Origin of the sequence: Segatella baroniae DSM 16972 = JCM 13447, assembly GCF_000426585.1 — a bacterium.
GTDB lineage: Bacteria > Bacteroidota > Bacteroidia > Bacteroidales > Bacteroidaceae > Prevotella > Prevotella baroniae.
In genome coordinates, this window is the sequence record NZ_AUFQ01000017.1 from 1 (window position 1) to 17,724 (window position 17,724).

14 protein-coding genes and 2 rRNA genes are annotated in these 17,724 nt (G+C 58.2%); 12 read left to right on the forward strand and 4 right to left on the reverse strand.

Annotated elements, in window-relative coordinates:
* A 23S ribosomal RNA gene (locus tag K334_RS0110420) occupies window positions 1-112 on the forward strand; the annotation flags it as partial.
* An 84-nt stretch (window positions 113-196) separates the two neighbouring features.
* Window positions 197-309: ribosomal RNA gene (rrf, locus tag K334_RS0110425) — 5S ribosomal RNA — on the forward strand.
* A 173-nt stretch (window positions 310-482) separates the two neighbouring features.
* On the opposite strand, the gene K334_RS0110430 is transcribed toward rrf, so the two are convergent.
* Window positions 483-1,223, reverse strand: a complete 741-nt coding sequence (locus K334_RS0110430; protein WP_021588602.1) for an SIMPL domain-containing protein — start codon at window positions 1,221-1,223, stop codon at window positions 483-485.
* A 310-nt stretch (window positions 1,224-1,533) separates the two neighbouring features.
* Window positions 1,534-2,001, reverse strand: a complete 468-nt coding sequence (locus tag K334_RS0110435; protein WP_021588615.1) for a nucleoside deaminase — start codon at window positions 1,999-2,001, stop codon at window positions 1,534-1,536.
* A gap of 141 nt (window positions 2,002-2,142) precedes the next feature.
* Between K334_RS0110435 and K334_RS0110440 the strand changes: the two genes are divergently transcribed.
* The 9 genes from K334_RS0110440 (at window position 2,143) to priA (ending at window position 12,140) form a co-directional block, all read left to right on the forward strand.
* Window positions 2,143-2,718, forward strand: a complete 576-nt coding sequence (locus K334_RS0110440) for a hypothetical protein (RefSeq protein ID WP_154655596.1) — start codon at window positions 2,143-2,145, stop codon at window positions 2,716-2,718.
* A gap of 135 nt (window positions 2,719-2,853) precedes the next feature.
* Entirely contained in the window at window positions 2,854-3,075 is a 222-nt protein-coding gene (locus K334_RS0110445) for a DUF2795 domain-containing protein (RefSeq protein ID WP_007134761.1), read from the forward strand.
* Between the two features lie 104 nt (window positions 3,076-3,179).
* Window positions 3,180-4,112: a PorP/SprF family type IX secretion system membrane protein gene (locus K334_RS0110450; protein ID WP_036890348.1), complete on the forward strand. Its 933-nt coding sequence runs from the start codon at window positions 3,180-3,182 to the stop codon at window positions 4,110-4,112.
* A gap of 40 nt (window positions 4,113-4,152) precedes the next feature.
* Complete coding sequence (gene porK, locus K334_RS0110455) at window positions 4,153-5,604, forward strand: T9SS ring complex lipoprotein PorK/GldK (RefSeq protein WP_154655597.1); 1,452 nt, start codon at window positions 4,153-4,155, stop codon at window positions 5,602-5,604.
* A gap of 3 nt (window positions 5,605-5,607) precedes the next feature.
* Complete coding sequence (locus tag K334_RS0110460) at window positions 5,608-6,309, forward strand: GldL-related protein (RefSeq protein ID WP_021588634.1); 702 nt, start codon at window positions 5,608-5,610, stop codon at window positions 6,307-6,309.
* 79 nt (window positions 6,310-6,388) lie between these two features.
* The gene (porM, locus tag K334_RS0110465; RefSeq protein ID WP_025882331.1) at window positions 6,389-7,942 is read left to right on the forward strand and encodes a type IX secretion system motor protein PorM/GldM; all 1,554 of its coding nucleotides are present in this window, start codon (window positions 6,389-6,391) and stop codon (window positions 7,940-7,942) included.
* A gap of 11 nt (window positions 7,943-7,953) precedes the next feature.
* Entirely contained in the window at window positions 7,954-9,003 is a 1,050-nt protein-coding gene (gene porN / locus K334_RS0110470) for a type IX secretion system ring subunit PorN/GldN (protein ID WP_027444925.1), read from the forward strand.
* Window positions 9,004-9,031: 28 nt separating this feature from the next.
* Window positions 9,032-9,661: an outer membrane beta-barrel protein gene (locus K334_RS0110475; RefSeq protein WP_027444926.1), complete on the forward strand. Its 630-nt coding sequence runs from the start codon at window positions 9,032-9,034 to the stop codon at window positions 9,659-9,661.
* A gap of 208 nt (window positions 9,662-9,869) precedes the next feature.
* A complete protein-coding gene (gene priA, locus K334_RS0110480) occupies window positions 9,870-12,140 on the forward strand; it encodes a replication restart helicase PriA (protein ID WP_027444927.1) in 2,271 nt (756 codons plus the stop codon).
* A 149-nt stretch (window positions 12,141-12,289) separates the two neighbouring features.
* Here priA and K334_RS0110485 read toward each other — a convergent pair whose 3' ends face one another.
* Window positions 12,290-13,828 (reverse strand): porin family protein, encoded by a 1,539-nt coding sequence (locus K334_RS0110485; protein ID WP_027444928.1) that lies wholly within the window; start codon window positions 13,826-13,828, stop codon window positions 12,290-12,292.
* Window positions 13,829-14,017: 189 nt separating this feature from the next.
* On the reverse strand, window positions 14,018-16,087 hold the full coding sequence (locus K334_RS0110490) for an HD family phosphohydrolase (RefSeq protein WP_025881326.1): 2,070 nt from the start codon (window positions 16,085-16,087) through the stop codon (window positions 14,018-14,020).
* Between the two features lie 114 nt (window positions 16,088-16,201).
* Between K334_RS0110490 and gltX the strand changes: the two genes are divergently transcribed.
* The gene (gltX, locus tag K334_RS0110495; protein ID WP_025881328.1) at window positions 16,202-17,719 is read left to right on the forward strand and encodes a glutamate--tRNA ligase; all 1,518 of its coding nucleotides are present in this window, start codon (window positions 16,202-16,204) and stop codon (window positions 17,717-17,719) included.
* The last annotated feature ends 5 nt before the right edge of the window (window positions 17,720-17,724 follow it).

Consider the following 17,724-nt stretch of genomic DNA (forward strand, 5'->3'; position numbering starts at 1 on the left):
CAAGATTAGAACTCCTTCGAGGGTCGTCCGAGACTAGGACGTCGATAGGGCGCAGGTGTATAGACGGCGACGTCACAGCCGAGCGCTACTAATTGCCCGAAACTTTCCTTGCGCTCCATCCTTTTGGCTGTCGTGCGGTGATGGTCTTTCGTTCTTCCTTCCGTCCTTGCCTGTGTCCCGATGTCAAACCATAAAATCAGGTGGTTCTTGCGGCAGGGCCCCACCTCTTCCCATTCCGAACAGAGAAGTTAAGCCTGCCTGCGCCGATGGTACTGCAATGCAATGCGGGAGAGTAGGTCGCCGCCTTCTTTCAGAGCCGAGCCCCGGTCACTTCACAGAGTGGCCGGGGCTCTTTGCGTTTGGGGGGAGGAAGGAGAGGGAGGGGCGGAGACGGGACAGCCGCAATGCGGCTGTCTACACAGGACGGCATGGGGGCATGGGGGCGGAGGTTGTGGGGACATGGGGGAGAGGAAGGGGATTTGTCAATCTTCAACCTCGTAGGTGGTGCGGACGGTGATGCTGGCGACCTTCACCTTGCTTGACGTGTTGAAGGTGCCGCCCCAGCTGTATTCCTCTTCACTGTTGAGCCCCACAATCTGGAAGACGCCCATGGACGACGTGAGGAGGGCGCCGATGGAGGAGTGGCTGCCGCCGGCAATCGTCCGGGCACGCTCGTAGGCGTTTTCGCTGGCCTTGTTGAGCATTTCCATCTTCAGGTCGTTGAGCCTGGTGTAGTAGTAGAGGGGTGCGTTGGAACTGAAGTCAAGGCCTTGGTTGTAGAGTTCCGATATGTTTTGATAGACGCGTTCCACGAGCGGCAGGTTGCCCGAGCGGACGGTGAAGGTCTGAGAAACACTGTAACCGTCGTTATAGGTGTCATACTGGTGTGACTCGGAGTTGTAGACCTGGCGCGTCTCGGGGCTGATATCCACGCTGCTCGTGGTGAGACTTGAGTCGGCAATGCCTTGTTCCTTCAGATATTTCTTCATGACTTTGGCCGCACGTTGATACTCGTTGTACGCGCTGGCACGCGTGTTGTCCTTGGCCTTGAGGGTCAGGTTCCACACGATGAGGTCACTCGTGATTTGCTTTTCGGCCAGGCCCGTCACGTTGATCTTGGGACTTTCGGCCCGGAAATTCCTGACTCCCTGGGCCAGCAGCCAGGCACTGATGATAATGACAAGGCCGGCAAAGGCGGCCAAAGATACTTTTGTCTTGTTCATGACGCTTTATTTTTGAAAGGGTTATCTAATAAACAATCGATAATCGTGGCAAAAGTGCAATAATTTTCCATCAATTACAAATCTGTTGTCTTAATTTTTCTTTAGGGACAACCGATCCGCGCTTTCATGCCGTCATGTGCTCGTATTCCCAAAGGCCAGCTGTTGCAGCGCTGTCGCAGCCCTTTGGCACGATGAAAGCAGCCTTCTTGCACGATGGAAGCTGCCTTTTTACACGATAAAAGCTGTCCTTTTGCGAGCCAAAAGGACAGCCGTTGAAAATGAATGTCAAATGCGGTGCGCGCCAAGCGGCTCAATAGGCCGCCTTGTCTGCCTTCTGCCTCCACATCTCGAACGCCTTCTTGCCCTCTTCGGGCAGCAGCGGCTGCATCAGCTTGTGCCGCTCGGCCGGCAGACGGTCGATTTCCCGATAGATGAAGTCGTCGTCGAAGCCGATGTCGGCGGCATCCTGCCGGTCGTTGGCATAATAGATGCGGTCGATGCGTGCCCAGTAGATGGCCCCCAGGCACATGGGGCACGGCTCGCACGACGTATAAATGTCGCAGCCTGTCAGATCGAACGTCTTGAGCAGGCGCGTGGCCATGCGGATGGCGTTGACCTCCGCATGCGCCGTGGGGTCGTTGTCAATCGTCACCCGGTTGGACGCCTCGGCGATGATGCGCCCGTCCTTCACGATGACGGCACCGAAGGGGCCTCCTCCCTGCCTGACACTTTCTTCCGATAGTTGGATGGCACGTCGCATCCATGTTTCTTTTTCCATATAGTGTGATTATAAATTTGTGGATCGAGCGTTGTCTTTGTTGTCGCAAATATACGCATTCTTTTGCCAAAACAGTCTCTTTTGCGCCGCAAAATGCCGCAAAACGTCGGTTATAAGAGGAAAAGTGCTATCTTTGCAGCGATGTTTTCAAGAATCCGGATGTTTCTCGTCTGGCTGCGCCGCATCGACAAGTGCCAGGGATTTGGCGTGCAGTCGCCTTCCGCCTACCGTTTCATTCGGCAGGTGGTCAACTGCCACGAGCCTTATCCGGCCTATTCCATCCTGGAGGAAGCGCAGCGACTGAATCCCGTGGCGCGCAAGTTGGGCCGCCTGTTCTATCGTCTTTCCCGTGAAGTGGGCCAGGCCACATGGCACATCAGTCTGCAAACGCCATTCCTACCTTACTATATAAGGTGCGTCGAGCACGGTTGCGACCGCTCCGACGTGGCCCCCGTGCCGACCGGCGGCCCCGACATCCGCCGCGTGCTCCTCGCCGACGGGAGCGTGGAGAGCCGCGCCGACGCCGAGCGTTTCATGTCCTCCGCCCGCGAAGGCGACCTGCTGGTCATGACGGGCATTCATGACAGCCGCGCCAACCGTGCCGAATGGCTCCGCCGGGCTGCCGACGGCCGCTGCAGCGTGGGCTTCGACCTCTACTATTGTGGCATTTTGTTCTTTGACAAGCGGTTCAAGCAGACATATATCGTTAATTTTTGACGACAAGTGATTGATTTTGCTTATTTTACTTAATTAGCTGCTGACACTTTGAAAAATAACTGTTGAATTATTTGCGATTATAATTTATTTTGCTATTTTTGCACGCGAAATCGTAATTGCTAAATAAAAGACACTATGTATTGGACACTTGAACTTGCGTCTAAATTGGAAGATGCGCCTTGGCCCGCCACCAAGGAAGAATTGATAGACTATGCTATCCGTTCCGGAGCCCCACTGGAGGTGCTTGAAAACCTACAGGAAATAGAGGACGAGGGTGATGTGTACGAAAGCATTGAAGATATATGGCCCGACTATCCTTCCAAGGATGATTTCCTGTGGAATGACGACGAGTATTGATTCCCTGAGGATTCGCTCGAAATATACATGAGACCGTTGCCGTAAGACAACGGTCTTTTGCTCTTATAATATATTGCCCCGTCCGCCGTTATCCTATTGTGAAGATTCCGAAGACCCATTTGCTGCTGCTGGCCGGCCTGCTCCTGTCGCGACAGGCCTCGGCCCAGTACGACGCGTCGTTCAGCCATTATTTCGACATGGAGACCTCGTTCAACCCCGCCGCCGCAGGCCAGCGTGACGCGGTCAACATGACGGCGGCATACGCCATGGACTTGACCGGCTTCAAGCACAATCCGCAGACCTTCTATGCGGCGGCCGACATGCCCTTCCTCCTCCTCAACCGCCGGCATGGGGGCGGCGTCCAGCTCCTCAACGACAAGATTGGACTCTTCACCCATCAGCGTGTGGCCGGCCAATACGCCTTCCGTGGCAAGTTGCTGGGCGGCGTGGTGGCCCTCGGCGTGCAGGCCGGAATGCTCAGCGAGAAGTTCGACGGAAGCAAAGTCGACACGGAAGACCCCGGCGACCCGGCTTTCGCCACCTCGCTCGTCACCGGCAGCGCGCTCGACCTGGGCCTCGGACTGATGTATTTCCGCCCCCTTTGGCATGCCGGCGTTTCCGTCCAACATGTCAATTCGCCCACCGTCATCCTGGGCGCGACCAACGAATTGGCCATAGAACCTTCCTATTATTTGACGGCGGGATGCAATATAAAGCTGCGAAATCCGTTTCTTACTATAAAGCCCACCATGCTGTTGCGAGCCGACGGCACGGGCTGGCGGGCCGACGTCACGACGCGGCTGGTCTATACGCACGACGACAAGATGATGTACGGCGGCCTGGGCTACAGTCCCGGCAACTCGCTGACCGTGCTGGTCGGTGGCAAGTTCCACGGCATAGTGCTGGGCTACAGCTACGAAGCCTACACCTCCGGGCTCGGGGGCAACGGCAGCCACGGAGTCTTCCTGGGCTATCAGCTCGGCATCAGCCTGACCAGGAAGGGACGCAACCGCCATCAGAGCGTCAGACTGTTGTGACGACGCCGCTTTTGCATGAAACCAACGAATGAAACACGATATGAAGAAAACAATGATACGCCTCTGCATGCTCTCGACCTTGGCCGTACTGACGGGATGTCTGGGCAGCAAGAGCCTTTCGCAGGCCGGCCGAGGCGGCGAAGTGGTGGGCGTGGGGGGCAGCCGGCCCTTTGCCGAGCCCACTCCTTACGGCATGGTGAAGGTGGACCGAGGCTACCTGCACATGGGATTGGACAGCCTCGACTCGCTTTGGGGCCACCGGAACGTCACGAAAGACGTGTCGGTGGAGGGCTTCTGGATGGACGAGACCGAGGTCACCAACGCCAAGTACAGGCAGTTTGTCATGTGGGTGCGCGACAGTATCTTGCGCACTCGTCTGGCCGATCCGGCCTACGCGGGCGACGAAACCTACCTCATCACGGAGGACAAGAACGGCGAGGCCGTCACGCCGCGCATCAATTGGAAGAAGCCGCTGCCCCGTCGGCCCAACGAGGACGAGCAACGCGCCATCGAAAGCCTCTACGTCACCAACCCCGTGACGGGCGAGAAGCTGCTCGACTGGCGGCAGATGAACTACAAATACGAGGTCTATGACTACACGGCCGCAGCCTTGCGCCGTCACCGTCTCAACCCCGAGGAGCGCCAACTCAACACCGACGTCACCGTCAATCCCGACGAAGTGGTGATGATCTCCAAGGACACGGCCTACATCGACGACGCCGGCAGGGTGGTGTCGGCCACGATCGACCGCCAACTCACCGGCCCCTGGGATTTCCTCAACACCTACATCGTCAACATTTATCCCGACACGACCTGCTGGGTGAACGACTTCACCAACTCCGACAACGAACTCTATCTGCGCAGCTACTTCAGCAACGCCGCCTACAACGACTATCCCGTCGTCGGCGTCACATGGGAACAGGCCAACGCTTTCTGCGCCTGGCGCACCAACTACCTGCTGGCCGGCCTGGGCCCCGAGGCCCGGTTTGTGCAGCGTTATCGGCTGCCCACCGAGGCGGAGTGGGAATATGCCGCCCGTGGAAAGGAGGGAAACGAGTTTCCTTGGGACAACAAGGACATGAAGAACGGCCGCGGTTGCTTCTATGCCAACTTCAAACCTGACCGCGGCAACTATACCGCTGACGGCAATCTCATCACCAGCAAGGTGGGAACCTACGGCGCCAACAGCAACGGACTCTTCGACATGGCGGGCAACGTGGCCGAGTGGACCGGCACCATCTTCACCGAATCGGGCTTGCAGGCCATGAACGACCTCAACCCCACGCTGCGCTACAACGCCGCCAAGGAAGACCCCTACCGGCTGAAGAAGAAGAGTGTGCGCGGCGGGTCGTGGAAAGACCCCGAGAGTTTCATCCGAAGCGCCTGGCGAACGTGGGAGTATCAGAACCAGCCGCGGGCCTACATCGGCTTCCGCTGTGTGCGCAGTCTGGCCAATTCCACCACGAGCAAACAACCCAAAAGCAAAAAATAAGCCATGACCACTTACAGTAAATACAATGTCGTCTACCGTCTGCAGAGGTGGATAGACAGCGTTCCGGGACAGACGTTCCTGAACTACGCCTACAGTTGGGGCGCCGCCATCGTCATCTTCGGCACGCTCTGCAAGCTGACGCACATCCCCGGGGCCAATTTCTGGCTCTTCCTGGGCATGGGAACCGAAGTCGTGGTGTTCTTTCTCTCGGCCTTCGACCGCCCGTTCGACAAGACAGCCGAAGGTCGCGACATCCCGATGCACCTGTCGGGCAAGGCTCCCGAGTCGGTGACGGTGCAGGTGGAGCAGCCCGCGGGCAGCGTTCCCACGGCTCCGGTGTCGGTCGTTCCCGCCGCCCATCCCGAGATGGAAGAGGCGCAGAAGAACTATGTGGAGGAGTTGCGCAGGCTCACCGACCTGTTGCAGAAGGTCGGCGAACAGAGCCGGCGGCTTTCCCGCGACAGCGAAGAGATGGAAAACCTCAACCGCACCTTGACCGGCATTTCCAAGGTCTATGAGATGCAGCTCAAGAGTGCCAGCCGACAGATCGGCACCATCGACCAAATCAACGAGCAAAGCCGGCAGATGGCCCACCACATCGAGCAACTCAACGCCATCTATGCCCGCATGATCGAGGCCATGACCGTCAACATGCGGGCCGCCGCGCCCGTCGCCGGCGGTGTGTCGGCCTCCGGAAGCCTCTAAAGGCAGCTCCGTTCAAGTATCGCGGCATGGCCTTCATGCCCCGTCACCCTCTATTTCTCATCCATCACACACGATTTCCATGGCAATCAAAAAACGGCCGGTATCTCCCCGTCAGAAGATGATCAACCTGATGTACGTGGTTCTCATGGCCATGTTGGCGCTCAACGTGTCGACAGAGGTGCTCGACGGCTTCTCCCTCGTGGAAGACAGCCTCAACCGCACCACGGCCAATGCCTCGGCAGAGAACTCCGCACTCTATGAAGACTTTGCTTCGCAGATGAAAAGCAATCCGCAGAAGGTGCAGGCCTGGTTCGACAAGGCGACGGCCGTCAAGCGGATGAGCGACTCGCTCTACCTGTTCGCCCAGCAACTCAAGGAGGCGATCGTGAAAGAGGCCGACGGGCGCGACGGCGACGTGCGCGACATCCAGCACAAGGACGACCTGGAGGCGGCCAGCCAGATCATGCTCTCGCCCCTCACGGGCCAGGGCGGCCGGCTCCGTCGGGCCATCGACGCCTATCGCGAGCGCATTCTGACGATGGTCACCGACCCCATGCAACGCCGCATCATCGCCGACAACCTCTCCACCAGGCTGCCCCGCCAGCAGCGCACCGTGGGCCGCAATTGGCAGCAATACATGTTTGAGGACATGCCCGTGGCGGCCGCCGTCACGCTGCTTTCAAAGCTCCAGAGCGACGTGCGCCATGCCGAGGGCGAGGTGTTGCACACCTTGGTGGCCAACATCGACGTCAAGGACATCCGCGTCAACAAGCTCAACGCCTTCGTCATACCCGAGAAGACCACGCTCTATCCGGGCGAAACGTTCTCCGCCAGCATTGTGATGGCGGCCGTCGACACGACGCTGCAGCCCCGCATCTTCATCAACGGCAGCCGCGTCGACACCCGTGGGGGCAGATACAGCTTCGCCGTGGGCGCCGTGGGGCAGCACAGTTTCAGCGGCTACATGCTCATGCAGAACGGTGCCGGCGACCTCTTGCGCCGCCCTTTCACCCAGAAGTATGAAGTCATTCCCCTGCCCATGGGCGCCACGGTGGCCGCCGACATGATGAATGTGCTCTACGCCGGCTACCAGAACCCCGTCAGCGTCAGCGTGCCGGGCGTGCCGCAGAGCACCGTCCACGTGTCGATGACGGGCGGCAGCCTCACGGCGAAGGGCAACGGACGCTTCACGGCGGTGCCGGCGGGCGTCGGCAAGGACGTCACCTTCCATGTTTCGGCCACCGACAAGGGGCGGACGCGCGACATGGGAAGCTACGCCTTCAAGGTGCGCAAGCTGCCCGACCCGACTCCTTACCTGGCTTTGGGCGGCGACCGGTTCAAGGGTGGGCCGCTGTCGAAAGGCGCTCTGCTGTCGCTCCACCACGTGAACGCGGCTATCGACGACGGTTTGCTTGACATAGAGTTCCGCGTGCTGAACTTCGAGACCGTCTTCTACGACAATATGGGCAACGCCGTGCCCATGGTGGGCAACGGCCCCAACTTCTCCGAACGGCAGCTCGAAGCCTTCCGCAAGCTGTCGCGCAACCGCCGTTTCTATGTCAAGGTGACCGCCCAAGGCCCCGACGGAATCGTCCGCAAGCTGCCCGGAGCGATGGAAGTAATCGTAAGATAAACAGATAATATATGAAAAAGATACTCTTCTTGATGTTGGCCGCCAGCCTGTCGCAGGCCGTTTGCGCGCAGGCGCCCAAGCGCAGGGCCCAGGCGGAGGCCCAGGCACGGAGGTCGCCGTCCGCCGCCGTGACCACCCGTTCGCAAATCGCCTTTCCCGTGCAGCCCCGCATGGAGGAGGACGTGGTGTGGCGGCGCGACATCTATCGTGAAATCAACCTCATGGACGACGCCAACAGCGGCCTGTATTACCCTGCCGAGCCGCAGAAGGACAAGGTGAACCTCTTCACCTACATCTTCAAACTCATGCTGCGCAGGGCCCTCACGGCCTACGACTACACGATGGACGGCAACGAGGACTTCAGCGACTCGGCCGCCGTGAAGCCCCTGCGCCTGCTCGACAACTACCGCATTCACTACACCCGCACCGACCGGGGCGTCCACATCGACGACAGCGACATTCCGTCGCGCGAAGTGAAGGCCTATTACGTGAAGGAGACGTCTTATTTCGACCAGCGTTCGGCCACGTTCCACACCAAGGTGCAGGCCCTCTGCCCCATCATGGAGCGCGAAGACGACTTCGGCGACGGCGTGCAACGCTATCCGTTGTTCTGGGTGCGCTATGACGACCTGGCCCCCTTCCTGGCCCGCCAGACGGTGGTGGCGAGCAGTCTGAACGACGCTTCCGAAGTGACGGCCGACGACTACTTCACCCTGCGCCTTTACAAAGGCAAGATCTACAAGACCAACAACCTGCTGGGCAAGACGCTGGCGCAGTACTGCACCAACGACACCGCCATGGCCCGCGAGCAGAAACGCATAGAGGCCGAGCTTGCAGCGTTTGAAAACCAGCTGTGGGGAGACCGTGCCGCAAAGGATTCCCTCAGTCGGACAGACCGCAAGACGAAGGCCGACGGCAAGACGCCGAAGCTGTCGCGCAACCGCCGGGCCGAACGGCTGGCCGGTCGCCGCGCCACGGTGAAGAGCCGCGAGGCCAAGTCGGAGTCCTCGTCGGGCGGCCAAGGGTCGGCCCGTGTCACCGTTCGGCGCCAACGCCATTGAACTATCCTTGTTTCAAATACAGAAAATTATGAAGAGAAAAGTACGTTTCATGGGCCTCGCGCTCATGTTCCTGACGGCAATAAGCAGCCAGGCACAAATAAGGTTTGGCGTCCAGGGCGGTTTCGACCTGACGAAAATGTCGCTCAGCGGCAGTGCGCTCGACCCGTCGAACCGGGCTGGTTTCTACATCGGACCTACGCTGAAGATCTCCATTCCCGTCACGGGGCTGGCCGCCGACGTGTCGGCGCTCTACAACAGGCAGTCTTCCAAAGTCGACGGTGTGAAGATAAACCGCCAGTATGTCAGCATTCCGGTCAACCTGCGTGCAGGTTTAGGTCTGGGACAGCTGCTGAGTGTCTTTGTCACGGCGGGCCCGCAGGTCAGTTTCAACGTCGGCGACGGCTCCTTCTCGTGGGGCGACGCGAAGAGCTACAAGAGCACCTTCCAGTTGAAGAAGTCCTTGTTCAGCGTGAATCTGGGCGGCGGTGTGCTGATCAAGGACATCCAGGTGAGCGCCCGCTACAACATTCCTGTCGGCCGTACCGGCGACATCACCTTGCAGGACGTGCTGACGACGCCGGGCACAGGCCTGTCGGCGGGTTCCTTCGACGTGAAGAGCAAAAGCTCATGGCAGCTGGGACTCACCTACTTCTTCTGACCACTCCGTCCCGAAAGCCCAGCTGACGTTTCTGAAAGCAGCTCTTTCAGCTTCTGAACACGGCTCTTTCACCTTCTGAAAGCTATCCTTCCAGCCTGCAAAAGCAGCCCTTTTGCCGGCTGGAAGGATAGCTTTTGCTTACGGAAAGCGGCCCTTTTGAAAACCATGGGCCGACGGTATCGTTTTTTTTACGTATCTTTGCCGCGCGATGAGCTATGTAGACGTAATCCTTCCCCTGCCGCTCGACGGTCTGTTCACCTATTCGGTGCCTGCCGAAAAGGCTCCGCGAGTGGTGCCCGGCGTGCGTCTGCTCGTGCCGTTGGGCAAGAGCAAGACCTACACCGCCATTGCGGTGGAGCTGCACGAGCGGCAGCCCGACTTCGAGGCGCGGCCCATTCTCGACGTGCTCGACGCCGCGCCGGTGCTCCTGCCGCAGCAACTGAAGTTGTGGCAGTGGATTGCCGACTATTATCTCGCGCCCCTCGGCGACGTCTACAAGGCCGCCCTGCCGGCCGGCTTGAAGGCCGAGGAAGGCTTCCGGCCAAGGACCGAGACCTACATCGCGCTGTCGGAATCTTGCCGGAACGAGCAGACGCTCCATGCCTGTCTCAACATGCTGACGCGGGCGACCAAGCAACTTCATACATTCACCACTTTCCTGTCGCTCTCGCATTGGGACACGCTCTCGGGGACAGCCCCCGGCAGCCCCGTCGTTGAGGTCACCCGGGAGGAGCTGATGAACGCGAGCCACTGCACGGCGGCCGTCGTCAAGGCACTGGTCGACAGGCGTTTCCTCTTTGTCTATGAAAAGACCGTGGGGCGGCTCAATGTGGGTGGCGAGCCGCGGCTCGACTCCATCCAGTCGCTCAGCCTGCCCCAGCAGGACGCCTATAATCAAATCGTCTTCCAGTTTCTCAACAAGCCAGTGGTGTTGCTCCACGGCGTGACGTCGAGCGGCAAGACCGAGGTGTATATCCACCTGATAAGGAAGGCCTTGGAGGAGCGCAAGCAGGTGCTCTACCTGCTGCCCGAGATTGCGCTGACGGTACAGATAACGACCCGGTTGCAACGGATTTTCGGCAATAGGATGGCCGTCTATCACAGCAAGTACAGCGACGCCGAGCGGGTGGAGATATGGAACAAGCAGCTGTCGGCCGCTCCTTACGACATCATCCTGGGCGCACGCAGCGCGGTGTTTCTGCCTTTCCGCAACCTGGGGCTCGTGATTGTCGACGAGGAACATGAGACTTCGTTCAAGCAACAGGACCCCGCGCCCCGCTACCATGCCCGCAGCGCCGCCATCATGCTGGCCCGGATGTGTGGGGCCAGGACGCTGCTGGGCACCGCCACGCCGTCGATGGAGAGCTATTACAACGCGCACCAGGGCAAGTATGGGCTGGTCGGCCTGATGACACGCTACCGCGACATCCGGTTGCCCGAGATACGGGTGGTGGACATCAAGGACTTGCAGCGGCGCAAGATGATGAACGGGCCGTTCTCGCCCGACTTGCTGCAAGCCGTCCGCCAGGCCTTGCACGACGGGCGGCAGGTCATCCTGTTCCAGAACCGCCGCGGCTTCGCGCCGATGGTCGAGTGCCGGACGTGCGGTTGGGTGCCCAAGTGCGGCAACTGCGACGTTTCGCTCACGCTGCACAAGCGGCTGAACCAACTCACCTGCCACTACTGCGGGTTCACCTACACCGTGCCGACGGTGTGTCCCAACTGCGGCGGCACCGAACTGCAGGGCCGCGGCTACGGCACCGAGAAGATAGAGGACTACATCCGCGAGCTGTTTCCCGAGGCGCGGGTGGCCCGCATGGACCTCGACACCACCCGCACGCGCAATGCCTACGAGCGGCTGATCGGCGATTTCTCGCGCGGCAAGACCAACCTGCTCATCGGGACGCAGATGGTCAGCAAGGGGCTCGACTTCGACAAGGTGAGCGTGGTGGGCATTCTGAATGCCGATTCCATGCTCAATTATCCCGACTTCCGGGCCTACGAACACGCCTTCATGATGATGAGCCAGGTGAGCGGGCGGGCGGGGCGCAGGGGCGACCGCGGATTGGTCATCCTCCAGACCAAGAGTGCCGACCTGCCTGTCGTCCGGCAGGTGGTGACGAACGATTACGAGGGCTTTTACAACGACCTGCTGGAGGAGCGGCAGCTGTTCCATTACCCGCCGTTCCACCATCTGGTGTATGTCTTTCTGAAGCACAAATACGAGAATGTGGCCGAAACGGCGGGCCTGGAGCTGGGCGGCCGGCTGCGGCAGTATTTCGGCGGACGCGTGCTGGGTCCCGACAAGCCCGCCATCGCCCGTGTGAAGGCCCTCCACATCCGCAAGCTCGTGCTGAAGTTGGAGAACGGACTCAACCTCAGCCAGGCGCGGGAAGCCCTTCGCTACGTGCAGAAACAGATGATGCAGGACAAGCGTTATGCCGCCCTGCAGATTTATTACGACGTCGACCCACTCTGAAAAGCCCTCGTCCGGCTCTTGGAGCTGTCTCCCGTCAGGCGTATGAAAAAGTGCAAGCCCCTACAGAACTCACGTCCTATAGGGGCTTTTGTCATTTCAGTTATGTAATTATCTATGGATCTTATTCTTGGAAAAACAAGGTTGGCTTGTTAGAAGTCGATGTCCACGCCGGCGCCGAACAGGTTGTTGTTGCGGGTGAAGTCGGCTTTGTAGTTCACGGTGTTGCCGCCCAGCTGCGAAGGCGTGTCGGTCTTGTAGTGCTTGTAGAACGTGTGGAAGTAGGCCAGGTTGAGTTTCACCTTCTTGCTGACGTTCACCTTCACGCCGCAGGCCACCGAGTTTGAGCTGGTGACGAACGATTTGTCGTCCATGTACTTGTCGGACAGGCCGTAGCTGGTGTTCTGCCATCCGGCGCTGACGGTCAACAGTTTGCTGGCATCGTACTCCACGCCCGCGTTCCACTCCATCGTGCCGCGCTTCAGCAGGTCTTCGCGGTGGTTGTAGGACGTCGCCTGTTTGTCGAAGAAGTAGTGGAAGCCCGCATTGACGCGCAAGGGGTCGACGGGGTTGTAGCTTACGCCCAGGGTGAGGTAGGCCGGCAGGTCGGCCGCCACCTTCCTTCCGTCTTCATATTCGCCGATGGCTTCGCCGAGTTTGCTGTCGAACTGGTCCTTGATGGCCTTCATGCTGCCGGCCACGGCGGGTGCCGTCAGCACGGCCTGGGCCTGTGCCTGCGACATGCCGCCCTTCACCATCTGCGTGGCAAGGTTGCCGGGCAGGTTGCCGATGCTGGGAATGGAGTTCACACTCTCGTTCTTCAGGCGCATGCGGGTCTTGAACTCGTATTTGGCTGCGAAGTTCCAGCGGCCCAACTTGTAGTCGATACCGAGGATGGGGGTGAAGCCCACGCCGCTCTGGTCGCAGTTCAACTCGATGTCGGCGGCATTGGTGCGCGTCGGGTCGAGTACGGTGTAGAGGGGGACGCGGCCCACCTTGATGTCGCGCACGTAGCCGTAGTAGTTGCTCAGGCCGTAGACGCCGCGCACGCCGGCATAGGCGCTGAGGCTTTCGTTGAGCTTGTAGGCTGCGCCCAGCGAGAAACTGTAATAGTATTGGCGGCCGCGCATGAAGCTGTTGTAGCTGTAGCTGCCGGTCTTGCCGAACATCTGGTCGCTCGTGAAGGCTTCGCGGCCCATGGTCTTGTCGATGGCGCCGGCCAGGGCTGTAGCCCCCATCGCCGTTTCGGCCACGATTTTCTCAAACGACCCCAGTCCGTCGTCGAAGGTGCACTTGCCGCCGCCGCCCGTTACGCCGAACATGGCTTGGAAGGAGAAGCCCTTCCAGTTGTAGGCGGCCTGTATCGAGGGCAGTACCGGCGCGAAAGCCGTGCCCCGGAACTTGCGGGTGGTGGTGTTGTCGTTCTGGTTGCGGGCGAAGAGAGGATATTCGTTTTGGATGATTCGGCTCTGGAACACGAGCTGCCAGTTGAGCGAGAGGTGGAGTCCGTCGCTGAGGAAGGCCACGCCGGCGGGGTTGGAATAGACGCCGTCAATGCCGATGGCACCGTCGCGGCTCAACATTCTGTCGAAAGCTACATTCTGATTGGTGTTTGTCAGCAGTCCTCCTGCCCAAACGGATTGCGTCGCTGCCATTGCAAAAGCAATGATTGCGAATTTTACTTTATTCATCTTAATTACCTTAAAAAGTTTGGTTGCAAAGTTAGAAGCATTGTTCTAAACTTCGGAAAAGAAAGGCTTTTATTTAAAATCAGTTAACAATAAAAGCGCGTTTTGCTGCACAAAAAAAAGTTTTTGTGCAGCTTTTTTGGCACAATCGCTTTGCTTTTGTGCAGAAAAAGAGTGTGTTGAAAGCCTTTTCTATTCCGCTTCGGCGGTTTTGTGGGTGCCCTTCAGTTCGGGATAGGATATGCGGGTGTGGTAGATGGCTTTGAGTCGTTCGGTCAGAATCAGCTTGGCCTGGCTGATGTCGCGGAACGTGATGGGGCAGTCCGTGAAGTAGCCGTTGGCCACCTGTTCGTCGATGAGCTTGTTGACGAGGCTGCTGATACTCTCCTCCGTGTATTCGGGAAGCGAGCGCGAGGCCGCTTCCACCGTGTCGGCCATCATCAGGATGGCCTGTTCACGGGTGAAAGGATTCGGCCCGGGGTAGCTGAAGAGCTTCTTGTCGACCTGCTCGTCGGGGTGCTCGTTCTGATATTTGATGTAGAAATACTTCGTAATGCCCAGTCCGTGGTGGGTCAGTATGAAGTCCTTGATGAAGGAGGGAAGGTTGTATTTCTCGGCCATCTTGACGCCTTCGGTGACGTGGCTGATGATGATTCGTGCGCTTTCGGTGTAGGGCATGTTCTTGTGTGGGTCGATACCGACCTGGTTTTCGGTGAAGAAAACGGGGTTTTCCATCTTTCCGATGTCGTGGTAGAGGGCGCCGGTACGCACCAACAGGCTGTCGGCCCCAATCTTGTTGGCGATTTCCGAGGCCAGATTGCCCACGGTGATGCTATGCTGGAAGGTGCCGGGCGCTATCTCGCTCATGTCGCGCAGCAGCCCTTTGTTGGTGTTGGAAAGCTCGAACAGCGTCACGTTTGAGGTGAATCCGAACGCCTTTTCAATCAGATACATCAAGGGATAGGCCAGCAACAGCAGCACGCCGTTGACCGCGAAGTGGTAGTACATGGACTGATCCATCTTGATCAAGTCGTAGTTTTGTATCATCTGGAGCGAGAAGTAGACCAAACAGGAGCTGACGGTTACGAAGAGGGCGGTCTTGAACAGCTGCGCACGCTTCGACAGTTCGCGCAGCGAATAGATGGCCACCAGCCCCGCCACCAGCTGGATGATGATGAATTCGTATTGATATTTCACTGCTGCCGCGCAGATGAGAATCATCACGGCATGGGCGATGAAAGCCGTCCGCGTGTCCATGAAGACGCGGATGAAGATCGGCACCATTGCGAAAGGTACGATGTAGACGCTGAAGAAGTTGTGTTGCATCATCTCGGAGACGATGATGGGGAAGACCGTTATCATCGAATAGAGCATGAGAATGCTGCGGGAATCGTCGAAATAGTCCTTTCGGAAGAGGGTGAGAAAGACGGTGAAGAGCGACACAAGGATTGTCACGTAGAGCAATTGGCCTATCACCGTGTTGGTGATCGTGGTCTTGCTGGCGTCCCGCCGTTGGAGTTCCCGGTCGAGAGAGTTCAGCACCCTGTAGGTGTAATCATTGATGATTTCGCCTCGATCGATGATTTTCTGGCCGCTCATCACCATGCCGCTGGCGATGGGAATGCTGCTCATGAGGTCGTTCTGTTCGGTTTCCGACCGGTCCTTGTCGTAGATGAGGTTGGCCGTGATGTAGTTCGTCAGGTTCATCCGTTGCAGGATGTGTCGCTCCTTGGCCAGAATCTCGTCGTCGAAAATCATCTCGTAGGCCGACATGGTGGAGTAGATGCAGTTGATCTGCAGGCTCGATGCCTGCTTGCCCTTGACCACCCTCACCATGCTCGTCGAGTCTTTGGCGAGGTTGTTGTACTCCGGCGTGTTGATGATGCCGGCCTGGTAGAGCCTGTGGAGCCGGTCGATGATGATGCGCATGTAGCCCGGTGGCAGGTTGTCGAAGCCTTCCTGGAAGTCGTGTCTGAACTTGGCAATCTCTTGTGCTTCGACCTTTGTGTTGTAATTGTAGTAGGGTTGGAACAGTTCCATCACGGAGTCTTGCTCTGCCTTGATGGTTTCGTCGGTCTTGTAGATGGGGAAATCGAAGTTGGCGATGAAGGAACCGTACATCCAGGGCTTGCCCACGTCGTATCTGAACTGCTGCTTTTCGTTGCGGGGCATGAACCAAACGACCAGCGTTACGGTGATGATGACTACGGCGATGCGGATTGCCAGACTGCGCCAGTAGTGCTCTTCTTGTCTTATTTTCATGTTGTCAATACGCTTCGAGTACCATATTATATATGCGAAATTACAAAAAATATATGCAATAGTCGAGAAATTGTATTAATTTTGCAAAAAATATATCTTATATTAAGTAGCAGAATGGCAGAAAGAAAGGTACGGGTGCGCTTTGCCCCCAGCCCGACGGGCGCGTTGCACATCGGCGGTGTCCGCACGGCATTATACAACTATCTGTTTGCACGCCAGCATGGAGGCGAACTTATCTTTAGAATTGAAGACACGGACTCCCACCGTTTTGTCCCGGGAGCAGAAGAATACATCATAGAATCGTTCCGTTGGCTCGGCATCAAGTTTGATGAAGGCGTCAGCTTCGGCGGCAACCACGGCCCCTACAGGCAGAGCGAACGCCGCGATATCTACAAGGAGTATGTCGATCGGTTGCTCGACGAGGGCAAGGCATACGTCGCTTTCGATACACCCGAGGAGCTGGAAGCCAAGCGCAACGAAATCCAGAACTTCCAATACGACGTCCGCACGCGCTCGCAGATGCGCAATTCGCTCACGCTTTCCAAGGAGGAAGTAGACCGGCTCATCGCCGACGGCGTGCAATATACCGTCCGTTTCAAGATAGAACCGGGCCGGGAGGTGCATGTCGACGACATGATTCGCGGCGACGTGGTCGTCAAGAGCGACATCCTCGACGACAAAGTGCTCTACAAGAGTGCCGACGAGCTGCCCACCTATCACCTCGCCAACATCGTCGACGACCATCTGATGGAGGTCACCCACGTCATCCGTGGCGAGGAATGGCTGCCCAGCGCGCCGCTCCACGTGCTGCTCTATCAGGCTTTCGGCTGGGCCGACACCATGCCGAAGTTCGCCCATCTGCCCTTGCTTCTGAAGCCCGAAGGCAAAGGAAAGCTCAGCAAGCGCGACGGAGACCGCCTCGGTTTCCCCGTATTCCCCTTGGAATGGCACGACCCAAAGACGGGCGAAGTGTCGTCGGGCTACCGCGAGAGCGGCTATTTCCCCGAGGCGGTGGTCAATTTCCTGGCCCTTTTGGGATGGAATCCGGGCACCGAACAGGAACTCTTCACGCTCGACCAACTCGTCGAGGCCTTTGACATTACGAAGTGTTCGCTCCACGGTGCCAAGTTCGACTACCAGAAAGGAATGTGGTTCAACCATGAGTATATCCTGCGAAAGAGCGACGATGAGATTGCGAAACTCTTCGCGCCGATTGTCGCCAACAACGGAATTGACGAGTCGTTGGAGCGCGTCACGCAGGTTGTCCACATGATGAAAGACCGCGTGAGCTTCGTCAAGGAGCTGTGGCCGCTGTGTTCCTTCTTCTTCGTCGCGCCGACCGAATACGACGAAAAGACCGTCAAGAAGCGTTGGAAGGACTATTCCGCCCAGCAGATGACGGAGCTTTCCGACGTGCTTGCGGGCGTGGAAAACTTCTCCATCGAAGGCCAGGAGCCCGTCGTCATGAAGTGGGTGGAGGAGAAAGGCTACAAGCTCGGCGACATCATGAATGCCTTCCGCCTGGCTTTGGTGGGCATTGGCAAAGGTCCGGGCATGTTCGACATCACGGCATTCCTGGGCAAGGAGGAGACCTTGCGCCGTCTCCACACAGCCATCGAGGTGTTGAAATAAACTTC

Excerpts from the sequence above, each read along its gene's own strand:
- K334_RS0110430 (WP_021588602.1), bottom strand. The coding sequence starts at position 1,223 with ATGAACAAGACAAAAGTATCTTTGGCCGCCTTTGCCGGCCTTGTCATT.
- K334_RS0110435 (WP_021588615.1), bottom strand. The coding sequence starts at position 2,001 with ATGGAAAAAGAAACATGGATGCGACGTGCCATCCAACTATCGGAAGAA.
- K334_RS0110440 (WP_154655596.1), top strand. The coding sequence starts at position 2,143 with ATGTTTTCAAGAATCCGGATGTTTCTCGTCTGGCTGCGCCGCATCGAC.
- K334_RS0110445 (WP_007134761.1), top strand. The coding sequence starts at position 2,854 with ATGTATTGGACACTTGAACTTGCGTCTAAATTGGAAGATGCGCCTTGG.
- porK (WP_154655597.1), top strand. The coding sequence starts at position 4,153 with ATGAAGAAAACAATGATACGCCTCTGCATGCTCTCGACCTTGGCCGTA.
- K334_RS0110460 (WP_021588634.1), top strand. The coding sequence starts at position 5,608 with ATGACCACTTACAGTAAATACAATGTCGTCTACCGTCTGCAGAGGTGG.
- porM (WP_025882331.1), top strand. The coding sequence starts at position 6,389 with ATGGCAATCAAAAAACGGCCGGTATCTCCCCGTCAGAAGATGATCAAC.
- porN (WP_027444925.1), top strand. The coding sequence starts at position 7,954 with ATGAAAAAGATACTCTTCTTGATGTTGGCCGCCAGCCTGTCGCAGGCC.
- K334_RS0110475 (WP_027444926.1), top strand. The coding sequence starts at position 9,032 with ATGAAGAGAAAAGTACGTTTCATGGGCCTCGCGCTCATGTTCCTGACG.
- priA (WP_027444927.1), top strand. The coding sequence starts at position 9,870 with ATGAGCTATGTAGACGTAATCCTTCCCCTGCCGCTCGACGGTCTGTTC.
- K334_RS0110485 (WP_027444928.1), bottom strand. The coding sequence starts at position 13,828 with ATGAATAAAGTAAAATTCGCAATCATTGCTTTTGCAATGGCAGCGACG.
- K334_RS0110490 (WP_025881326.1), bottom strand. The coding sequence starts at position 16,087 with ATGAAAATAAGACAAGAAGAGCACTACTGGCGCAGTCTGGCAATCCGC.
- gltX (WP_025881328.1), top strand. The coding sequence starts at position 16,202 with ATGGCAGAAAGAAAGGTACGGGTGCGCTTTGCCCCCAGCCCGACGGGC.